Raw genomic sequence first — 22,993 nt, forward strand, 5'->3', positions numbered from 1 at the left:
AATGCTTGAAAGTGTAATATTTATAGGGATAATCAAAAATCAGATATAAAGTTTAGATAAAATTATAAAAATATATGTCATAATAAAGATGTCTTTTCTTACATTTCTATTAAGACAACAACATGCAAAAAAGCTTTTTCATGCCAATATGAATGCAAAAATAGTCAGTCAGAATTTTACCTAATTCGACAAATGTCTGATATAATGAAGAAAATATGAAAAACTATAGGGTACAGGAGGATTTACATGACACAATATAAAAAAAGCAGAAGAAGTCACATACGATGGGATCGTTTGGCAATTATTATGGCCGGGATCATCGTTATTGTGGCTGGAATCTTTGTGGGGATCAAGATGTTAGCAACCAATCCATATGAAAAATATGATGCTTATAACGAAAAGACTAAATTATATGGGGAATTGCAACATGATAGTCAGAAGGAAGAAGATGTTTATTATCTATCTGTACATTATCCTGAATATCAAGAAAAAGTGATGAATGATCTTGTCGCTAACTATCGGAAAAAACATGTAAAAGTAGATAAAAAGCATAGCGGCATGCAATATATTATGGTGGATTATGACAGTAAACTGCTATATGACAGTTATATCACATTAACTTTCCATCAAGTTATTAAAGATGAAAATGATAAAGTCTTAAAGAAAGAAGACGTATCTTATAATTACGATATTAAGCGTAAAAAATTAATGGATGTAAAAGATGTTTTACGCCGTGATTATATTGTGATGCTGAAAAAACTGGCAAAAGAAAATGGTTTTAAAGAAGATCAGATAAAAATTGCAAATTTGAACAGCTTCATTTTGCAGGATAAGAAAGTCTCCTTCTATTTTGACGCAAATGCATCAAAAACATTAGATGTTGTTTATGAAGATCATAAACCATACATAGCTTTGACAAATGCTAAAATTCCTTCTTATTATATGAAAGATCCTATCATCCCAGCTGCGCAGCCGGCTGTGAAAGAAGGAAAGAAATTAATTGCCTTTACCTTTGATGATGGACCGGCTAGTGAAAATACGAAAGCGATTATGGATGAATTTGAAAAATATGGTGGACGAGCAACTTTCTTCATGTTAGGACAAAATGCGGATCTGAATCCAGATTTAGTAAAAGAAGTATATAAACGCGGACATGAAGTTGGTAACCATTCTTGGGATCATTCACAAGGTATCGCTGTAACAAATACGTTAACCAAAAAACAAGTAAGTGAAGAAGTTTATAAACCAAATGATGTCATCTTTAAAGCGACCGGCTTTGAGCCTCGCTATTTCCGTCCGCCTTATGGAGCAATTGGTAATACATTGGATTCCGTATGTGGTTTAGATATGGTTGGTTGGGATATTGATTCCTTGGATTGGCAAAATCATAATCCGGAAATGATGACAAGTATTATTAAAAAAGGGGCTTCCGTTGGTTATGAAGTTGTCTTAATGCACGATATTCATAAAGAGACTGTAGAAGGTGTTAAAAAGGTGTTAAAAGAATTGGATGCACAAGGTTTTCAATTTGTGACAATTGATACCTTGATGAAACAAGATCGTAAATATCTAACGGCTTACAATAATGAGCGAATGCATAATATTGTGATTACTTCCAATGTAGGAAAGTAATACTCACCTTATTCAATTAATCTTTGATTCTTTAAAGAGTTCCAACACAGTGAAATGAACCCCAAAGTTTGGACAATCAAATGAAAGGGGTTCATTTTTAAATGTCAAAACTTACAAGAGAACAAAAAATAGAAATATATAAAAGAAGAAAGCAAGGAGAAAACTTAAAATCATTGTCAAAAGAATATTCTGTTCTTAAGGGTAATATATATTACATGATAAAACTAATAGATGAACATGGTGAAGATATTCTAAGGAAAGATAAGAATAGGCACTACTCTCCTTTATTAAAAGAAGAAATCATAAACAAAGTCTTACATCAACATCACACGATTATGTCCACTGCAATTGAGTATGGACTATCTTCAGATGGTATATTATTTAATTGGATTAAGTCGTATAAAGAGAATGGATATGTTATAGTAGAGAGGAAAAAAGGAAGGCCTCCAACTATGCCAAAGAAAAACATTGTAAATAAAGATTATAAAGATATGACACCAGAGGAAAAGATTAAATATCTTGAAGATAAAAATTTATATTTAGAAGCGGAGAATGAATATTTAAAAAAATTGAGAGCTGTAATTCAGGCAAGGAAGAATCAACAATCAAAGAAAAAGTAGCGGTTGTTTTTGAATTACAGCGTAAATACCCAATTCGTATTCTTCTACATATTTCAAGACTGAAAAGATCTACATATTATTATACTTTATCTAAGACCAATAAGGATATGAAGAACGATAAAGTTATGAACACTATTATTGATATCTACTATACACATAAAGGTCGTTATGGATACCGCAGAATCACGCTAGAATTGATAAATAAAGGGTTTATGATGAATCATAAGAAGGTAAAACGGTTGATGTCTGTGATGGGCTTATATGGCGTTACACCAAAAGCAAAATACAAGTCTTATAAAGGTGATATGAATGGCACTGTAAAAAACCAACTGCTTACACAAGTTATCGATAAAGAAAATCACAAAACTTATTATGAGAGAAATTTTGAAACAACACGGTGCAATCAGAAATGGTCGACAGATGTTTCTGAATTTCATATAGGAGCAGGTAAACTGTATTTATCCCCAATCATCGATTTACATAATCGTGAAATCATATCCTACAGCATATCGAAAAGTCCTAATTTTAAACAAACAAAGGACATGCTTGATCAAGCATTTGACAAACATCTAAACCTTAATGGATTAATCTTTCAATCTGATCAAGGATGGCAATATCAAATGGAAGTTTATCATAAAAGCCTAGAAGAGAAAGGGATTATTCAATCCATGTCACGTAAAGGAAATTGCTTAGATAACTCTCCTATGGAGAATTTCTTTGGTAAGATGAAGAATGAAATGTTTTATGGACATGAATATGAATATAAAACATTAGAAGAATTAGAACTTGCCATGGAAGAATATATTACGTATTATAATACTCAGAGAATAACAACCAAATTAAAAGGATTAACTCCTGTACAATACAGAAATCAATCCTTATTAACTACTTGATTTAGCTTATTTACTTTTTGTCCAAATAATTGGGTTCACTTCACAGGAACTCTTTTTTTCATACATTATGCATATTCAATATCATCATGATGTGAACAAGTAAAGAAACAAAATCTTCCTATGAATCATCATGACAATTGCTTTTTTCAACATCGCTTTTCTCCTCTATCATACGATACTATCATCAACCATGCATTCGCGATACATGTTTCTCATTTCTGTGCTATACTGATAGAAAAGGAGGCATCATGTTATGTTAGAGGAACTATTTAATCGTGTTAGTATTCGCCATTATCAAAATCGTGAAGTGGAACAAGCAAAATTAGAAGAAATGTTAAGAGCTGCCATGAATGCACCAACGGCCAGAAACACACAGAGCTGGCGTTTTCTAGTCATCACGAATAGAGAAACATTAAATCATATGACAGAGCTTCAGCCTTATACCGGGATGATGAAAGAAGCCTATTGTGCGATTCTCGTTATGGGAGATCGCAACGCAAATCCAGTCGATGAATATTTGTATGTAGATGCTGCCGCTGCCATTGAAAATATGTTGATTGAAGGTGTGCATCAAGGCCTTGGCACTTGTTGGTGTGCTGTTGGCCCTTCAAAAGAGCGCATTAGCAAGTTTAAAGAGTATTTCCATTTAAAAGATCATCTATTGCCTGTTGCTGTCGTTGCTGTTGGATACAGTGCAGAAGATAAGACAAGAATTGATCAGTATGATCCTGAAAAGGTTAGCTATTATCGATAGTGTTTATGTAAGCATTTCTTTCAACTGATTTCTAATAAGCCCTTCATGATTGAAAAGATGACAAAAAGAAAAAAAGATATAAAAAAGTGTTTAAAAAAACGTAGCACATCATTTCTTTTATAGACAACGTTTTCTTTATTTACGTTGTCTACTTAGAAGTGATCATATCTTTTCATGCTACGTTTTTTCTTATTGCTTATATCATTTCCAATCAGCTTTCAGCATACCTAAAAGCTTTAAATCTGTTTTTTGCGCATGTATACCTAATCTCCGGTATATTGCTTTATCCATGCGGCATCTGCTTCAAAGTTGTCATGCTTTCCATTTTGATAAGTCGCAACCATTAACTTGATGTCATCTTCTTGAATGACAACATATGGAAATTCTGAAATATTTGTGGAAGCGCCACAATTCCCATCCTTATCCATAGCAATCACACTGATCGCATCACAGGTACGATTGGCCATCTGCATGCGTTTTACATGTGCATCTAATACTGTATCGACGGCTGCTTGTACAGACATACCTGCTGCCATGGCATCGACTATGCGAATGGATAAGCATCCACGCATGATATCTTCTCCCAATCCGGTAGCTGCAGCACTTCCATACAGGGCATCACTGTAAAAACCGGAACCGATGATTGGAGAATCTCCTACACGTCCTTCATGTTTCATAAACAATCCGCTGGTAGATACTCCTGCTGCTAGCTCATCCTGACACTTTCCTAGCACACAAACTGTATCATGTCCTTCATATGCTTTTAATTCCATGTCTTCTTTTTGTTTATCTTGCCATCGTTTTTTACTTTGAGGCGTCATGTGATTTTGAAAAGCAAAACCTTCTTCTTGTGCAAAGGCCTCCGCACCCTTGCCTGACAGTAAACAATTTACTTTATAATCACTTAGCTTAGCCGCTACCGCAATTGGACTTTCAACATTTTCAACTTCGATGATACCACCAAAACCAAGCGTATTTCCATTCATATAAGCACTATCCAACTGCACATGTCCCTGCGCATTCGGCAAACCGCCATGTCCAACAGAGATAAATTCTTCTCTAGCTTCTACATCCTGAATAGCAGCTAAGATTGCCGCCTGTACAGAGCCATCCTGCTGCAATATATCTTTTGCCTTCAGCATTCCATCATACGACATTTTCCATGTCGAAATCATTGCCTTATTCATCTTCGATTACCCCTTTTCATACTACTTTATCACGATTGTAAAAGGCCTTACCATTGCTTTTTAACAATAACCTTTTACCATTTTAACGCTGTTATCATAGCATAAATCCATACACTTGCAAAGTTACAATTGACATCAGAAACTAGATGAGATGCTTCATCCTTACACAAATTACTCCTATAGAGAAAGTAACACGCCTTCTTATCCCCCCTATGCGCTATACCTTTATGATGGCATGTGTATAGCTATCGAATGTCCTTTTTGCCTTTTACTAAGAAATTTTAGATTCCCATAAAGAAAGAAAAAGCTCTCCGTTCAAACGCTGCTAACGTTTGCCAAGAGAGCACATCAATTATAACAATGGGTCAATCGTTCCTGTGTTGATGCTGCGCAATGTTTCACAGCTAGCATCAAATTTTGCCTGATCAACTTCATTTAATTCTAATTTTACAATTTCACGAATACCTTTGCGGTTGATAATAGCAGGAACACCAATATATAAGCCTTCCTGGCCATATTCACCTTCCTGATATGCAGAAATTGTTAAGATCACATTTTCATCGTCCAAGATAGCATGCACCAAACGATTCAAAGAAAGCCCGATTCCATAATACGTAGAACGTTTCCGTTTGATAATTTCATAACCAGCCTGCTGTACCTGTGTATAAATTTCATGCAGATCACTTAAGTCTTTACCTTGTTCATCCAGAATATCTAATAAATTCTTACATCCAACATAGGCATTTGTCCAAGGTACAAAACTGGAATCTCCATGTTCTCCCATAATATAGGCATGAATATTGCTGGAAGATACATCCAGATATTCACTCATCAGATAACGCAATCTGGCAGTATCTAAGATCGTACCAGAACCAATAACTCTTTCTTTTGGTAAACCACTTACTTTTTGAGCAACATAGGTCATGCTGTCAACCGGATTGCTGGCAACTACAATAATACCATCAAAGCCTGATTTCATGATGTTTTCAGTCACGCTTTTTAAGATCATCGTGTCTTTGGCCGCAATATCCAGACGACTTTCGCCTTCCTTCATCGTAACACCGGCTGTAATCACAACGATGCTTGCATCTTTACATTCTTCATAACCACCAGCTTTGATCGTCATTTTTCCACGTGCATAAGGAAGTCCATGCTGTAAGTCCATCGCTTCTCCTACAGCTTTATCATGATTAACATCAATCAAAACCAATTCATCAATACCGCCAGTGTTTAAGAAGCTGTATGCCATACTCATACCGACAAAGCCGGTACCTACCAATACTAATTTTCTTTTCTCATTCATATTCAAGTCCTCCTTTTTTACTATGTCCATGATTTTTAAAACCATACACAGTGTCTTTATGATGTTATCTTTAACTAACACAAGTATAGCATGTTTCTAACGGAAAGAACATATTAATGATTTCCCTTTTTCATGCAGAAAATGACCTATTCTTCCTTTTTATGCCATATTTTTTATATATTACTTATGCTTCTTGCGCCATTCCTCAATCTGCTTCATACGTGCAGTGACCTTACTCTCAGAACCTTGCATGGTGGGTTCATAATAAATCGTTCCCTGTAAAGTAGGTGGCAAACATTGCATGGTTGTCAGCTTATCCTCATAATCATGCGCATACTGGTATCCTTCCCCATAATGAAGTTCCTTCATTAATTTAGTCGGCGCATTGCGAATTTGTAGTGGTACTGGTTCACTAATCATCTTTAAAGCATCTTCTTTCGCATGTTCATAAGCCATATATAAAGCATTGCTTTTAGGTGCTAAGGATAAATAAGTAACAGCATGTGTCAGATGTACACTGCATTCAGGCATCCCGATAAAATGACATGCCTGATATGCCGCCACACAGATTTCTAGTGCCCGACTATCAGCCATACCAACATCCTCACTGGCAAAGCGTACCAATCTTCTTGCCACATACAATGGATCTTCTCCAGCCTCTAACATACGTGCAAGCCAGTAAATAGCTGCCTGCACATCACTGTTGCGCATGGATTTATGCAAAGCGCTGATTAGATTATAATGTTCTTCCCCTTTTTTATCATACAATAAGGATTTTTGATGGATGCACTGCTCCAGCGTTTCTTTTGTGACAAGATACCCTTCATCTGTTTTTTCCGCATTCAATACGACCATTTCCAAGGTATTCAAAGCGACTCTGGCATCTCCATTGGCAAACTGGGCAATCATATCCAACATGCTATCTTCCATCTGCACATTTAAAGTTCCAAAGCCTTTTTCATCCTGTAACGCATGTTGTAATAATTCCACTAAATCACTGGTTTCCAAACCTTTTAAAACAAATACTTTACATCGCGATAAGAGGGCAGAATTAATCTCAAAGGAAGGGTTTTCCGTTGTCGCTCCAATTAAGATGATGCTGCCTTTTTCCACATAAGGTAAAAAAGCATCCTGTTGTGCCTTGTTAAAACGATGAATCTCATCTACGAATAAAATAGTTCGTTTTCCAAACGCTCTGGCATCACTTGCTTCTTTCATGACTTGTTTGATTTCTCGTATGCCACTTGTGACAGCACTAAAATCAATAAAGCGGGATTGTGTCTTATGAGCGATGATCCTAGCCAAAGTTGTCTTACCAACACCGGGTGGACCCCAGAAAATCATACTGGTTACTTGATCTTTTTCAATTAGATTCCATAGGACCTTTCCTTTACCAATCAGATGTTTTTGCCCTACATAATCTTCTAAGCTCTGTGGTCGTAATCGACTTGCCAAAGGATCTTGTAAATCCTGATAAAACAAGGATTCTTGTTCCATGCACATCACTTCCTTAACTGCTTTCATTATAGCACATTTTAGCGAAAGCTTACGTGCCAGCTAAACTCATGTCACAATTCTTTCACATCCTAGATTAGTTAAATTGCTTTCTTACGACCAAAAACCTTTTTCTTATCAGAAATCTTTTTTACGCTATCGCTCATTCTATATCATGCAAGTTTCTCATACCGTTTTCTTCCTTTTGCCTAAGCTACCGTTTCCTCCCTGCATAACAACAAATTCTTTATTTTCATCTTCATCTTTACGTTCATCTTTTAGGACTTTTTCTTTTCCCAACTACTTATCAACCCTTCTACTTATCAACCCTTCTACTTATCAACCCTTCTACTTTTCATTCACCTTCATCATCTTCCTCATCCACAACAACAGGTAGGCAAGCTATGACCACTTCCATAATGTTGTTGCGCTTCTACTTCCGTAAAAAACACACTCTTGCCAATTTCTTCCTCAGCGATCCAATTATCCTCATCGCATAGGACATACGTATCAATCAGAAAAAAAAGCTCTCCCTTCTCTATTTTGATATCGCTCACTTTACCGCATTGAATATGTGAGCCAAGAATATAATATACTACACCGTTTCTTTCTAACATAGGAATCCTCCTGTTTCATCGGTTATAGAATACGAAACTAATTCCTCACTGTCAATTATTCTGCCTGTTAACTCGCTGTTGCATTCGCCTGAACAAAAAAGAAACGATGCTTTTAAAAAATGGTCAACTGGTGCCTGTAATGGTAATTGTTCTCATACTTTCATATGGTTAGCTCCTGTTTGGATAATTGCTCTCCTACTTTCATAGGGAATCGGTTATTCGTTCCTGTGTGGTAATTGTTCTTATACTTTCATTCAAGTAGTAAAACGATCTATCGGTTATAAAATGAACACTGCCTTACCTAATAAGAATTTAATAGCAGCATTCTAATACCACCAAATCTTCATACTTTGTCATAAGAAAAATTCGCTGGTGCATATCGCTATACAAAGCGCTTACATTCTGATATTGTATAACCAGAAAGTGAGAATACATTTCATTTTAATTCTTAATTTTAATTAAATGTAATTCTCAACCTATGGTTGCTCATGAAGCTCTTCATGACTGGCATTGTGTAAATAAGGAGGAAATGTACATGCTTTTTCAAACAACCAAGAAACAAGAAGACCTACGGAAAAAAGTACGCGAATTTGCGGAAAGCGAAGTAAAGCCAATTGCCTTTTTGCTAGATAAGGAAAATGAATTCCCTAGCGAAGCAATTGCCAAATTTGCCGACATGGGAATGATGGGTTTGCCTTATCCCAAAGAATATGGCGGTGCAGGAGCAGATGTCTTAAGCTATGCGATTGCAGTAGAAGAATTATCCAGAGTTGATGGAGGAACCGGTGTCATCTTATCAGCACATGTATCTTTAGGAAGCTATCCAATTTTTGCGTTTGGTAATGAAGAACAAAAACAGAAATATTTAACACCTTTAGCAAAGGGTGAAAAACTTGGTGCTTTTGGGTTAACAGAACCAAATGCCGGTAGTGATGCAGGTGGAACAGAAACAACGGCAGTATTAGAGGGTGATCATTATATCTTAAACGGTGGTAAAATCTTTATTACCAATGCGCCGGTAGCTGATACGTATGTTGTCTTTGCCTCAACAAATCCGGATGCCGGAACACATGGTATCTCTGCTTTCATCGTTGAAAAAGGATGGGAAGGCTTCACCTTTGGAGATCATTACGATAAGATGGGCATTCGCTCTTCTTCCACTGCGGAATTAATCTTTAATAATGTAAAAGTACCAAAAGAAAACCTGTTAGGTAAAGAAGGACAAGGCTTTAAGATTGCAATGGCTACGCTTGATGGCGGTCGTATCGGAATTGCTGCACAGGCATTAGGTATTGCTCAGGGTGCTTATGAACATGCTTTAGAATATGCAAAAGAGCGTATTCAGTTTGGCAAACCAATTGCCCAACAACAGGCAATTTCCTTTAAACTAGCTGATATGGCAACCAAATTACGCTGTGCTAGATTCCTTGTTTACAGTGCTGCTGAATTAAAAGAAGCCCATGAACCTTATGGCATGGAGAGTGCTATGGCTAAACAATATACCTCAGACATCTGCTTAGAGGTTGTCAATGATGCTTTACAGATCTTTGGCGGAAGTGGCTATTTAAAGGGTATGGAAGTCGAACGTGCTTATCGTGATGCGAAAATCTGTACAATCTATGAAGGTACCAATGAGATTCAGCGTGTTGTTATTGCGTCCCATATCATCGGTAAGATGAAAAAAGATGGTAAGGCAAAACGGAAAAAAACATCCATTACCGGTGAACGTAAGAAAATGATCTTCCGTGATGGCACACCAAAAGAACAAGTCGCAAAACTAGTTGAAGCATTGAAGAAAGATGGTTATGATTTCAGTGTAGGTATTGCGATGGATACTCCAATCGTCGATGCGGAACGTGTGATCAGTGCCGGCAAAGGTATTGGGGCAAAAGAAAACATGAAATTAATTGAAGAAGCTGCTAAATCACTAGGTGCTGCGATTGGTTCATCTCGTCCGGTTGCGGAAACTTTGAAATATGTGCCATTAAATCGCTATGTTGGTATGAGTGGACAGAAGTTTAGCGGCAATCTATATGTAGCTTGTGGTATTAGCGGTGCCGGTCAGCATTTAAAAGGTATTAAGGATGCGACAACCATCGTTGCCATCAACAACAATCCAAACGCTCCAATCTTTAAGAATGCCGATTATGGTATTGTAGGTGATTTGATGGAAATCTTACCTTTGTTAGCGGAAGCTTTGGATACGGGTGTAAAACAGCCGGCTCCACCAATGAAGAAGATGAAACGTCCATTTATCAAGAAAGAAGGACCTTCTTATAAACGCTATATCTGCAGTGGCTGCGGCTATGAATATGATATGGAAATCGGCGATCCGGCAAGTGATGTACCTGCAGGAACAACCTTTGATAAACTACCAGAAGAATGGATTTGTCCAGAATGCGGTGAAGAAAAAGAAAACTTCATCGAGATTGAATAGGAGGAAAAAGACGTATGTATTGTGTAAGAAAAGTTGTAGATGATCTGTATTGGGTAGGCGGTAATGACCATCGCTTAGCACTATTTGAAAATATTCATCCGATTCCTCGCGGCGTATCCTATAACTCCTATTTGCTGCTGGATGAAAAAACCGTTCTCTTTGATACCGTAGATTGGTCCATCTGCCGTCAGTTCTTAGAAAATGTGGAACATGTATTAGATGGCCGTGACTTAGATTATTTGGTAATTAATCATATGGAACCTGATCATGGTGCCAGCATTGAAGAAATCTTGTTGCGTTATCCAAATGTTACCATCATTTCCACAGAGAAAAGTATCATGTTGATGCATCAGTTTGGCTTTGATGTTGATGATAAGACCATGACTGTGAAAGAAGGCGATTCCTTTCGCTTCGGTAAACATAACATCGTCTTCGTGGAAGCTCCTATGGTCCATTGGCCGGAAGCAATGGTTAGCTTTGATACAACCGATGGCATTCTCTTCTCTGCCGATGCCTTTGGCTCCTTTGGTGCCTTAGATGGCAAACTGTTTAATGATGAAGTGAACTTTGACCGTGATTGGATTGATGATGCTCGTCGCTATTATACCAACATCGTTGGTAAATACGGTCCACATGTACAAGCCTTGTTAAAGAAAGCCTCCACCTTGGATATCCACTATATCTGTCCGCTACATGGACCGGTATGGCGCAATGACTTTGGCTATCTATTGGATAAATATGATAAATGGAGTCGTTATGAACCAGAAACATGCGGTGTGATGATTGCTTATGCGTCTATGTATGGAAATACTGAAAGTGCTGCTCAGGTATTAGCTGCGAAACTGGCAGAAAAAGGCATGACCAACATTGCCTTATATGATGTATCAAATACCCATGTATCCTACCTCATCAGTGAAACCTTTAAATATAGTCATATCGTTTTAGCAAGTGTTACCTATAATCTAGGTATTTATCCGGTAATGCATGATTATCTGATGCATATGAAGGCATTAAATCTACAGAAGCGTACCGTAGGTATCATTGAAAATGGTTCTTGGGCACCAAAATCCGGTTCTTTGATGAAAGAATTCTTGGATGAAGAGATGAAACAGATGAGCATTCTTAACAGTGAAGTCAATATGATTTCTGCCTTAAATGACAACAATGCAAATGAAGTTGATAATTTAGTAGAAAGCATCCTTGATTCCATGAAAGAAGCATAGATCTTCCACATGCAGGTGGGATGGTATTGATAAGGAAACGATCAATACTGTTACAAAACACATAGGGAAGAAAGATAATAAAAATAGAAGGAAATGGTATATCTGTTTCCTTCTTTTCTTATATGTTAAGGCATATCCTAAATTGTCTTTACATCTTGATGTTATCCTGTTTTATTTGAAGACGCTAAGAAGTACGAGTAAACATATGAGAGGACCTAATATTAAAACTCTCATCTTATAAATCCTCTTTATTTTTTCCTGGGAAATGCTCTGGTAAAAATAAATTCTTCACTACTGGATAAGGCTTCTTGAAAACGATAGCCAAGACCTTGAAACTGCTTGATATCCTCGATATCGGTAATCTGGTGCTCTGCCATATAACGCACCATTTCGCCTCTTGCCATTTTGACATAGACACCTTTTTCTTTTAAAGTATCCTTCGTTTCTTCCATGAAGCGACATTTCACATACCGTATAGCATCACGTTTGTAGCGTGTGATACAACGGCTATATTGCGCACTTGCCAGATCAACGATGACAGAGGATTCTTGGATAAGTTCACGATAGAGCTTATCTTGCCAAAAGGCATAGAGATTGCAAAAGGTGTCTGTACGTAAAAGACTGTTAATTTCCAGACGATAAGGCACTACACCATCCAGTGGTTTTAAGACACCATAAAAACCAGATAAGATACGCAAATGCTTTTGCACATAGGCAAATTGTTCATCACTGAAGATATCCGGTGCCATATACGTGTATTGAATGCCATCATAGGCTAACAGGGCCGGTACAACATTTTGTGTTAACTGCATAGTTTGGAATATCTGATATGCTTCTTGGGCGATACGTTCACTACAGGAAAGAATATGACGTAAAGCACTAACATCCTGCTGTTGCATAATCTTCGCCAATTGCTTGGTTTCCTTTAGCAACTTAGGTGTTCCCTGGGCGTCTAAATAAGCGATATCATTGCGCATGCGTTTCGCTGGTGCAATGCAAATCATCATCTGCATATCCCTCCTTACGTGCCTATTAGCAAATGGAATCATGGCTTAATCATTCTTTACACATAAAATTATTTAAATGAGGTGTTACTCAAGAACTTAAATGAAAAAACTGATGAGTCTCCATCAGTTTTTTAATCGTCATCTTCATCATCATCCTGATATTTGCTAAGAATTATTTTGGCATATTTATAGAATGTTGATTTTTTCATTCCCGTAGCTTTCCGATAAGCCTCTAACGGACGATGCTCACGTTTTAAAGTTATAATTTTTTCTTCAAAGTCTTTTGGAAGCTCTGCAATCGGACGACCATATGCGCCTTTTCCTTCTTCTTTTAAGCGCAATGCATCTTTAATTCCGCGCAATTGTTTTTCTCGATGATCTTCATTCTTCAATGATAAGGTGAAGTAAAACATCGCTAATTCCCGTTCACTGTTCAATGTCAATCCATAAGATTCATCATACAGTGAAATGTTGTTCTCTTTACAGAATGTAAGCTTATCCTGTAAGTCTAAAAGTCCAAATCCAAAACGTTCAATTTTTTTAAAACTAATTTCATCCCCAGGTTTTAACTGCTTTTTAAAATCTTCCCAATACTGCTTTTTGTCTTTTACGTTCTTACATGAAAATTGATATCTCATAGTCCTGCTCCTTGCACAAATTGCTTTCTCATTTGTATTTCTAAATCCTCTATAATTCTATCATAAAATTCTAAATAATGTTCTATTTTCTGCTAATAATTTTAAAAGTTTTCGTATTTTTTTGCATATTTTCTTCTTTATGTAAACTTTAAGATATTTATGTCATTTTTATAGATAATTTTTTTACAAATATTTCCAGAAATTATGTGTAAGGGTATACATTACTTATCTTTTTTCACATCTTTTTGTTCCCTTAAAGCCGTCAATGCTTGATGACGGAAAACGGGTTGTTGCTTATATTCTTGTGAAGAAATTCGATGATGTTCCTCGACCTCTTTTTGAAATTCTCTGGCAGAAATTCTTTGTGCTCCCTGACCGATAACAATTAGCTGTTCCAAACCATCACTTGTTGCGACACGGACACGATACTCCTTTGCCAACTTATGTGTAGCCATCTCGATGTAGTTATCCGCTGTCTGTGAAGTTTTCGTATACACAACATGTATATTTCCGTGCTTTCTGATTGTCTGTGCTGATTGCTTCACGCGATACGCATCAAAGACAAGGATTACCTCACATTTGCGATATCCCTGATAATTATTCAATTTATCAATCAAGCGATCTCTTGCCGCATCCATCTGATCTTTTGCCAATGCACGCAATTCGTCCCAGTCATAAATAATATTATAACCATCGACCAATAGACATTCTGGTAAGATTTTCAGAGTCTTGATTTCCGTAGCAGGTATTTCTTTCCCTGGTTTCCTTTTCGGTTGTTTTTTATCCTTTGGCTTTCCATAAATACTTTCAAAAACACGCTGTAATTCTTTCTCATCAACCTTTGTATTTTCATGTTTGAAACTTGTTTCAGAAGGAGATTGCCTACGTAATGGTAAATGCATATAGTCTTCTACTTTATCCCATGATACCTGATAGCCACTGCCATGCATACAGAATATGGAAGAGGATGGATTATCCAAATCACGTTGTGCATCATAACCAATTTGTGAAATCACATCAGCGGCCTGTTGACATGGACGATAGCCATCCAGAAAACAGCTTAATTTTCCTTTTCCGCCAGTATACGATCGCAATTCAAGTTGGTAAGATTGCATACATGCAACAGGAGCTTCCCCTTCTAAAATACATAGATCCTCATCTTGTGACAAAATAGAAAAATGCGCCTTCATAGACTCTAGATCATAGATGAGACGGCTGAGATGCATCGCTGTCACTTCTGCATGAAAGCGATAATATGGTTCTAAAAGAACGCTTTTTGCTTTCATTAGTCCTTGACGTATCGCACGATATGTCGCCTGCCGAAAATCACCGCCTTCCGTATGTTTCAGATGTGCTTTTCCACATAATAAAGTGATTTTCATATCTGTTATTGGTGATCCACTCAATACTCCGAGATGTTCTTTTTCTTGTATATGATTTAAAATAAGTCGCTGCCAGTGCCGATCCAATTTATCTAATGGAGCAATACTATCTACTTGGATACCACTGCCTGGTGCAAGTGGTTCCAATAGTAAATGAACTTCCGCGTAATGACGCAATGGTTCATAATGACCGACTCCTTCAACTTCCTGTTCTATCGTTTCCTTATAATTCACCATGCCTTCATCAAACGTTACTGAAAGACCCAAACGCTGTGCAATCGTGTATTTCAGTATTTCCATCTGCACTTCACCCATTAGCTGTACACGTATTTCTTTTTTCATCTCTGAATAAGTAATATGTAACTGTGGATCTTCTTCCATTAAGGGAATTAATTTACGCATCGTCGCAAAAGCATCCGTATTCGCAGGTAAAACCATTCGATAATTCATTGCGGCTACACTTTCCACTTCTGTATGATGTTCCTCAAAGCCCAAACCATCTCCTGCCTGCAGCTGACGTATCCCTTTGATAACACAGATTTCACCAGGCAATGCTTCCTGAATCACCTCAAAGCGATTGCCACTATACCGCCGTAATTGATCTACTTTTTCTGTATCACTGATCTTCATTTTCGCTTTCAGGACACCACCACTTACTTTTACATGGGCAAGCCGATTTCCTTGTTCATCATGACTGATTTTATAAATGCGGGCTCCAAACGTATCGCCATATTGTTTTGGCTTGATCCATGTTTTTAAACCATCTAAAAAGGCATCAATACCATCCAATTTTAATGCCGATCCAAAATAACAGGGAAACACCTTTCTTTGCGCAATCGCTGTCTTTATCGCATCTTTTTCAAGAACTCCCTGTGTCAGATACGCTTCCATTAATGCGTCATCACACATCGACACATCTTCCATCAAACTAGCATCCTCTTGCATGAAATCAATACAACGGCTATCTAACTTCTGATTCATTTCTTTTAATAGTTCTTCTTTACTATGATAAGAAATATCCATTTTATTCACAAATACAAAAGTAGGTATCTGATGGGCCTTTAATAGCTGCCATATCGTTTCCGTATGGGCCTGTACCCCATCACTGCCACTGATAATCAAAATAGCATAATCTAAAATTGCTAAAGTCCTCTCCATTTCCGCACTGAAATCGACATGTCCAGGTGTATCCACAAAATTCATATGAAGCTGTTTCCAATGCAAAGCTGCCTGTTTCGCATATATGGTAATACCCCGATTTCTTTCTAGCTCATCATAATCAAGAAATGCATTTTGATGATCTACGCGGCCTAAGTTTCGTATGCTTCCACTGCGATATAACATTGCCTCACTAAGCGTTGTTTTTCCGGCATCCACATGAGCCAACAGACCTGCACAAATATGCATGTTGTTATCTTTTTCCTGTTTGTCCATCTAAATACCTCCTCATCATCTTTTCCCATTATCTGCTACATCTTGCAGTGTTCTATATTCTGTAATATCGGTATGCTGAATTGATCACATACAGGACATTTTTCTCTTCTTTATGCATGGTATCCCTCGATCTAGTTGTACGGTTTTTAAACTATTTTTTTGTGTCATCTGCACATTTCTAAAACTGCTTTATGATTCCCAAGCTATTATATCATTTCCTTTAAAAACCGAAAACAAAGTTTATACATTATGCTCCTTTTGGGTACACATTGATGTGAAGATGAAGAAAGGCTATGCATCTGCACAGCCCTTAACTTTATTCTTTGCCTTCGCCATCTTTTCCATTATCATCTTCTACACCATCAAAACAATAGGTACATAGCTGACATTTATCCAAACCGATTGCCTTTACCATATCGTCAATGCGATGATAGCGCAATGATGTGAAATTAGAACGTTGACAGATTTCGCTACACATCTTTTTATAACGATCACTGTCTGGATTGGCATATTCTGCTAATACCTCATCAGAAACATCGTCACCCTCCAGTTTGCGAATCACCCGACGGGTAATCAGATCCATCTCGGATTTAGAACGTGAGAAGTTGAGATATTTACAGCCAAAGATAATCGGTGGACATGCAGGTCTAACATGAACTTCTTTTGCGCCACTTTCATACAAGAACTCAGTCGTTTCACCTAACTGTGTACCTCGAACAATGGAATCATCTATCAAAAGCAGACGTTTATCTTTGATTTTTTCTTGTACCGGAATCAGTTTCATCTTCGCTATCATTGAGCGCTGTTTCTGACTGGTCGGCATGAAGGAACGTGGCCAGGTTGGCGTATATTTAATGAATGGACGTGCAAATGGTACACCTGATGCATTGGCATAGCCCACGGCATGAGCAATCCCTGAATCAGGAACACCTGCTACACTGTCAACTTCTACATCATCACGATTTGCCAACAGTTCGCCACAGCGATTACGCATACACTCTACATTGACACCTTCATACGTAGAGGTAGGATAACCATAATATACCCATAAGAAACTACAAATTTTCATCTTTTCCAATGGTTTCTGTTTTACTTCAATACGCTGAGGCGTGATAAAAACGATTTCCCCGGGACCTAAATCACGATAATGATGATACCCTAAGTTAAGGAAGGCACTACTTTCAAAGGTTGCACAAAAACCTGTTTCTTTTTCACCAATGACAATCGGAGTTCTTCCTACACGATCTCTAGCGGCATAAATACCTTCTGAAGTCATTAACAGAATGCTCATACTGCCTTTTACAACATCTTGTACATATCGCAGACCTTCGACGATCGTATCTTTATGATTGATAAGAGATGCCACAAGTTCGGTAGGATTCACTTCTCCTGTGCTCATTTCTAAGAAATGCGTAACCCCTTTTTCAAAACACAAATCTTGCAACTCCTGGACATTGTTGATACGTCCGATCGTGGTAATCGCAAAGGAACCTAAATGTGATTTTACCAATAATGGCTGCGCTTCGTTATCAGAAATACAGCCAATGCCGATATTCCCACTGAATTCTTCAATATCTTTCTCAAACTTTGTACGAAATGGTGAATTCTCTATGTTATGGATTGCTCTTCCAAAACCTTTATCACCGTGAATCGCCATTCCACCACGTCTTGTTCCCAGATGGGAATGGTAATCAACGCCAAAAAATACATCTAATACACAGTCTTCTTTCGATGCTACACCAAAAAAACCACTCATAATTACCTCCAATTAAACTCTCTCTTTTTGTAATACGTGTATATTTTACCTTATTTTTTCATGAATGAATATAGAAAATATAATTTTTTCATGGGAATGCTTACATCTTCACAGAAATATAAAAATTTATCTTCTTCATACTGCCTTTCTTGAAAGACACACACTAATTTACTATGCCAATTCTTATGACTTTAAAAGCACATGCAGAAGAAAAGGATAGAATTCTTCTATCCTGTGTAAGATCATAATAGCTTTTTTCGTAATTCTTCACCACTTGCCTCATGCAAATAGGCTGGCGCAATATCAAATACTGTTTTACAGCCGTATTGTCCCTCTTGGGCTAAACGATAGGCTGCTCTGGCATATGCGGTTAACACACTTGACGTGAATTCTGGATTTGAATCTAACGTTAGTTTATACTCTATCACATGTTTATGCTCATCGTGCAATCCTGTGGTACCACTGCGTAAGACAACTCCGCCATGTGGAATGCCTTTATGATGCGCATTCAATTCTTCCTGTGTGATAAAATGCACGGTCGTATCATAATCCGCAAAGTAATTGGGCATCGTTTTGATTTCCTCTTCAATACGCGCAAGATCTGCACCTTCTTTGGCCACGACAAAACATTCCCGTGTATGTTTTTCACGAGCGCTCAACACCGGATGCTCACCATTGCGTACTTTTTCCATTGCTCCTTCTACAGGAATCGTATATTGTCGGGCATCTTGTACACCTTCTATGCGTCGTATCGCATCAGAATGTCCCTGAGATACCCCTTTCCCCCAGAAGGTATAATCATGGCCATGTGGCAAAATCGCCTGTCCATACAAACGATTTAATGAAAATAAGCCCGGATCCCAGCCAACAGAAATTATACTGATATGCTTGCCTTCCATACTTGCTGAATTCACCATAGCAAAATGTTCCGGTATGTTTGCATGTGTATCAAAACTATCAATGACATTAAAATGTTTAGCCAGTTCAGCGGTTTGTTTAGGCAAATCGTTAGCACTGCCTCCACATAAGATTAAAACATCAATTTCATCCTTTTTCTCATATATGCAATCCATGGAATAGACTGGTGCTTGGGTCAATGTCTTTAATGTTGATGGCTCTCTACGCGTAAAAACACCGATAAGCTCCATATCCTTGCTGTTTGTAACTGCACATTCGACACCTTTTCCAAGGTTGCCATATCCTACAATTCCTATTTTCATATGCATTGCTCCTTCCTTACAGCCACTATTTTACCATTTTTTGAAACAACAGTATAGGTTTAATTTCATTTTTATTACAATATTTTCTGAAAATATATGAAGCACTATTTTCAATGCATTATGAAGACGCAATGTATGCATACACCAAACGCCTGAAATTATTCAGGTTATGCAGATGGTATCTATCTTTTAGCGATGCTTCCGTTTGTAATGCAAGAAAGAAAAACCAAGGAAAATACAGATACCAAAACCCATTCCGATAGCCAAGCGATTCCATAAGCGTTCCTTCTCGATTCGTTTTTGTGATGCCGTACTTGCTGGTTGTTTTGTAGTAGGCGTTTTTGTTTCTTCATGATCCTTGCTAGCCCGTTGTGCATAAACAAGATAGCGCTGTTTATTGGTCGGATATGGGTGGCAGGTAATCAAAGTAATCATATCCTTGCCTTCCTGAATCCATACTTTCTCGATTTCATTAGGTTCGATGATTTCTGTCTTCATAACGACATATTGCAAGGTTTCCCAATGATTTCTTATATAAATACGATCTCCCTTTACTAATTTTTCAATATCTTTGAACATCGCTTCCCCTTCATATCCGCCTCGATGCCCTGCAATCACACTGTTTGCGGAAGCTTGGCCTAAGGGCATACTTGTATTGTTAAGTAATGCTAACCCTTTCCGTAAATGCTCTTCACTTGCTCCATGATATATAGGAAGATTTAGCTGCATCTTTGGTATTCGCATAATACCAATTACCGTTTCATCTGTACGATTCGTCTTACTCTTCCATGCATCCTGCACACCTATTTGACCTTCTTGACATAATCGCTTATTATATCTAACCATCTTTTGATACCATTCTTCCCTATCTGTAACACTGTCATTTTCAAATTGTTGAATGACCTGAGCTATCTGATGTTTACGCAGCTGTGTTTGAATATTGGGATACAGACAAATAAGCAGTCCTCCTACTACCATGATTGCGGCAAGTAGATAGTTACGTCCCTTGTTCATGCTTTGCCTTCTTTCTCAATTTTAAAACGCATACCAAACTAAGCAATATGATGATGCCTCCACCTATTATCCATAGGTTTTCCGTTTTCTCTTTTTCTTGCGATGTCACATCCACTTCATGGATGGCTTGTACGCGTTTGCCTCTTACTAACAAGCGATGCGTATTTATTCCATATGGTGTACATGTCATTAAAGTTACATAGTCCTTACCTTTTATGATGCGCAATTTTTCGACTTCTTTGGGTTTTACTACGCGTATCTCATCTACTTCATAGAAAAAAGTTTTATCTAATACCGTTATGCGAAAGGAATCCCCTTTTTCCAACTCATTCAACTTAGTAAACAGTAATGCACTTGGTAAACCTCGATGAGCACATAAAATTGCATGCTGGCTATTTCTTCCAATCGGTAGTGAGGTTCCTTCCAAATGTCCAGCCCCTTTTTTCAAGGCCTCTTCACCACAACCATGATAGATAGGTAAAGATACATTGATTTTACCGATAGTTAAATGGCCCATCACACCGTCATGATTGACATTTAAAACTTCTTCATAATCCTTTGGAAGCACATAGCCGCTACCTTTCACAAAAGGGTCATGTACCGGGTCACCGGAAAGATTTTCATTATATGTAATAGCGGCTTTCCATAACTTCTGTATGTCCTCTTGTTTCTCACGAGCTATGCTTGTCTGATATTGATGAATCACTTTTTTTTGCTGCTCTTCCATATACCAGTTACTGATATGAGGATAAAGGAAAATCCCGGCACCTATCGCTATAAATAGCACAGGTACCAGGAAGGCCGACCATTTTCTTTTCTTATGCATGTCGCTTGCTATTTCTTACAATCACAAGGACACCACCAAGCATAAAGACAATTCCGACTATGCTAAACAATACGGTTCCAGCTCCCCCTGTAATTGGCAGTTGCATATCTTTTGCTTTGCTGTTTTTTACTTTCATTACTACTTTATTCGTTTCTAGTTCCACGGTTCCTTCTAATTCATAAGTCCCTTTTGTTGTTAATGTTACCTCATCTTGTTCTAAACTTCCATTCCCATTTTTATCTTTTAACGCTATCGTTATATCTCCATTCGGTAATACATAGCCACCATCCGGAACCTTTGTTTCTTTTAAGACATAACTTCCTTCATCTATACCCTGTATCGTAAAATGCCCATCAGTTCCTACTGTTAAAACAGTATCCCCCTTTGGATTGATAACATAAGAACCATCTGTTGCTTTTTTAAACTTCAATGAAGTACCATCTTTAGATAACGTAAATTCTGCATTCTTTAAAATATCAGTTCCGCTTTCGCCGACCTTCAATACCTTAATCCCATAAGTATATACCAATTTTTCTGTCGTTTTTTCTTTATAAGATTGTGTATCATAAGGATCGTGATTATATCCAATATAGGCAATATTCTTTAATGCGTCCATCGTTAAGGCTTTATCATTAACCTCAGCATCATAAGTAACCTGTACGTTTAACATAGGATTCGCTTTTATATAAGCTTCTTTGAATACTATTTCAAATGTATAATCAGTTAGCTTAGCCGTTTTTCCAGGATCTTTCTTAACGTCGTAATTGGTTGCGGCTATTTCTTTTCCACTAGCCTCCTTCACGGCAATCGTATCCGGCTTTAAAGTCAATCCTTCTGATAATTTATCACCGATTGCAAAAGTGATAGCACTGGCATCTTCTGGATATGTCGGAATTTGAGCTGTCAGCTGATAGCAGACGCTATCTGTAATAGCTACCGTCGTATCCGTTGGATCAATAACCGTTTTAACAATTGTCGGAGTTGAAGATTTCATAGTAACCGTTTGATCATTCACACTCCATGTCCCTTCCTCTTCGACTGGTGCTATATTGAAACCTGTAGGTGTATAAACCTGTTCTACACCATGTTTTGCGCAAATCAGATAATATCCCAAGCCAATATCCGTTAACGTAACAGAAGGCGCACTGGCAGTAGCCGTTTTCGCTGCTGTTATCGCGATCGTTGAAGGTGAGCGATGAATTTCTGCCGCCATTTTTTCATAAAAGCTTTTTGCTTTTTCCACATCCTCAAGCAAATTCTTGAATTCTGTTGTCACCTCATGGTTCTCTCCTATATAACTAGGATAATTGTCTTTCACCCAATTTTGGACGCCAGTCACCCATGTATATACCGGCGCTTTGGGAGCACCATTTTCTATCTGTATATCAATGATCTTATACATTGACAATTCGGTACCATTTTCAACACCAGTTATGGTTACTTGAACCTTACTGTCTGCACTGATTTCAGCAGAAACATTGCTTGTTTGTGTCATGAGTACCATCCCTATGGCAACCATGGTTGTCAGGACTCGCTTTAACCATTTATTTTTCATT

At 37.6% G+C, this 22,993-nt stretch carries 17 protein-coding genes and 1 pseudogene; 6 read left to right on the forward strand and 12 right to left on the reverse strand.

The window, feature by feature from the left end:
* The first annotated feature begins 246 nt into the window (after window positions 1–246).
* The 3 genes from LI241_RS01180 to LI241_RS01190 all read left to right on the forward strand — a co-directional run bounded on the left by LI241_RS01180 (window position 247) and on the right by LI241_RS01190 (window position 3,899).
* Window positions 247–1,632: a polysaccharide deacetylase family protein gene (locus LI241_RS01180; RefSeq protein ID WP_008687408.1), complete on the forward strand. Its 1,386-nt coding sequence runs from the start codon at window positions 247–249 to the stop codon at window positions 1,630–1,632.
* 101 nt (window positions 1,633–1,733) lie between these two features.
* A protein-coding gene (locus LI241_RS01185) for an IS3 family transposase (protein WP_119957509.1) occupies window positions 1,734–3,145 on the forward strand; the annotation gives its coding sequence in 2 pieces (ribosomal slippage) (window positions 1,734–2,237 and window positions 2,240–3,145; 1,410 coding nt in all).
* A 253-nt stretch (window positions 3,146–3,398) separates the two neighbouring features.
* Window positions 3,399–3,899: a nitroreductase family protein gene (locus tag LI241_RS01190; protein ID WP_008687402.1), complete on the forward strand. Its 501-nt coding sequence runs from the start codon at window positions 3,399–3,401 to the stop codon at window positions 3,897–3,899.
* 263 nt (window positions 3,900–4,162) lie between these two features.
* Here the strand turns inward: LI241_RS01190 and LI241_RS01195 are convergent, their stop codons facing one another.
* From LI241_RS01195 to LI241_RS01210, 4 genes are all read right to left on the reverse strand, one after another.
* Complete coding sequence (locus LI241_RS01195) at window positions 4,163–5,086, reverse strand: isoaspartyl peptidase/L-asparaginase (protein WP_008687400.1); 924 nt, start codon at window positions 5,084–5,086, stop codon at window positions 4,163–4,165.
* Between the two features lie 352 nt (window positions 5,087–5,438).
* Window positions 5,439–6,389, reverse strand: a complete 951-nt coding sequence (locus LI241_RS01200; RefSeq protein ID WP_008687399.1) for an L-lactate dehydrogenase — start codon at window positions 6,387–6,389, stop codon at window positions 5,439–5,441.
* Window positions 6,390–6,569: 180 nt separating this feature from the next.
* The gene (locus LI241_RS01205; RefSeq protein WP_008687397.1) at window positions 6,570–7,886 is read right to left on the reverse strand and encodes a replication-associated recombination protein A; all 1,317 of its coding nucleotides are present in this window, start codon (window positions 7,884–7,886) and stop codon (window positions 6,570–6,572) included.
* Window positions 7,887–8,260: 374 nt separating this feature from the next.
* Complete coding sequence (locus LI241_RS01210) at window positions 8,261–8,500, reverse strand: hypothetical protein (RefSeq protein ID WP_008687395.1); 240 nt, start codon at window positions 8,498–8,500, stop codon at window positions 8,261–8,263.
* Window positions 8,501–9,035: 535 nt separating this feature from the next.
* Between LI241_RS01210 and LI241_RS15920 the strand changes: the two are divergent.
* From LI241_RS15920 to LI241_RS01225, 3 genes and pseudogenes are all read left to right on the forward strand, one after another.
* A pseudogene (locus LI241_RS15920) lies at window positions 9,036–10,157 on the forward strand (acyl-CoA dehydrogenase); the annotation flags it as partial.
* A gap of 171 nt (window positions 10,158–10,328) precedes the next feature.
* Window positions 10,329–10,937 carry an FAD-binding protein gene (locus LI241_RS15925; protein WP_226897022.1) on the forward strand — a complete coding sequence of 203 codons (609 nt, stop codon included), beginning with the start codon at window positions 10,329–10,331 and terminating at the stop codon, window positions 10,935–10,937.
* Window positions 10,938–10,951: 14 nt separating this feature from the next.
* Entirely contained in the window at window positions 10,952–12,160 is a 1,209-nt protein-coding gene (locus LI241_RS01225) for an FprA family A-type flavoprotein (RefSeq protein WP_008687391.1), read from the forward strand.
* Between the two features lie 248 nt (window positions 12,161–12,408).
* On the opposite strand, the gene yaaA is transcribed toward LI241_RS01225, so the two are convergent.
* The 8 genes from yaaA to LI241_RS01265 form a co-directional block, all read right to left on the reverse strand.
* Entirely contained in the window at window positions 12,409–13,167 is a 759-nt protein-coding gene (yaaA, locus tag LI241_RS01230; protein WP_008687390.1) for a peroxide stress protein YaaA, read from the reverse strand.
* A gap of 131 nt (window positions 13,168–13,298) precedes the next feature.
* Window positions 13,299–13,805 (reverse strand): hypothetical protein, encoded by a 507-nt coding sequence (locus LI241_RS01235; RefSeq protein ID WP_008687389.1) that lies wholly within the window; start codon window positions 13,803–13,805, stop codon window positions 13,299–13,301.
* Window positions 13,806–14,026: 221 nt separating this feature from the next.
* A complete protein-coding gene (locus LI241_RS01240) occupies window positions 14,027–16,621 on the reverse strand; it encodes a translation factor GTPase family protein (RefSeq protein WP_008687388.1) in 2,595 nt (864 codons plus the stop codon).
* Between the two features lie 316 nt (window positions 16,622–16,937).
* Window positions 16,938–18,377 carry an amidophosphoribosyltransferase gene (locus tag LI241_RS01245; protein WP_008687387.1) on the reverse strand — a complete coding sequence of 480 codons (1,440 nt, stop codon included), beginning with the start codon at window positions 18,375–18,377 and terminating at the stop codon, window positions 16,938–16,940.
* A gap of 242 nt (window positions 18,378–18,619) precedes the next feature.
* Window positions 18,620–19,603, reverse strand: a complete 984-nt coding sequence (locus tag LI241_RS01250; RefSeq protein ID WP_008979490.1) for a diaminopimelate dehydrogenase — start codon at window positions 19,601–19,603, stop codon at window positions 18,620–18,622.
* Window positions 19,604–19,786: 183 nt separating this feature from the next.
* Window positions 19,787–20,611 (reverse strand): class C sortase, encoded by an 825-nt coding sequence (locus LI241_RS01255; RefSeq protein WP_008687385.1) that lies wholly within the window; start codon window positions 20,609–20,611, stop codon window positions 19,787–19,789.
* Window positions 20,595–21,437, reverse strand: coding sequence for a class C sortase (locus tag LI241_RS01260; RefSeq protein WP_008687384.1), 843 nt, complete (start codon window positions 21,435–21,437; stop codon window positions 20,595–20,597). Before LI241_RS01260 ends, LI241_RS01255 begins: the two co-directional genes overlap by 17 nt.
* Entirely contained in the window at window positions 21,430–22,992 is a 1,563-nt protein-coding gene (locus LI241_RS01265) for an isopeptide-forming domain-containing fimbrial protein (protein ID WP_008687382.1), read from the reverse strand. The genes LI241_RS01260 and LI241_RS01265 overlap by 8 nt, the downstream gene beginning before the upstream one ends.
* Between the last annotated feature and the right edge of the window lies 1 nt (window position 22,993).

It is taken from the genome of Longicatena sp. 210702-DFI.1.196 (assembly GCF_020563125.1).
Taxonomy (GTDB): domain Bacteria; phylum Bacillota_I; class Bacilli_A; order Erysipelotrichales; family Erysipelotrichaceae; genus Longicatena; species Longicatena caecimuris.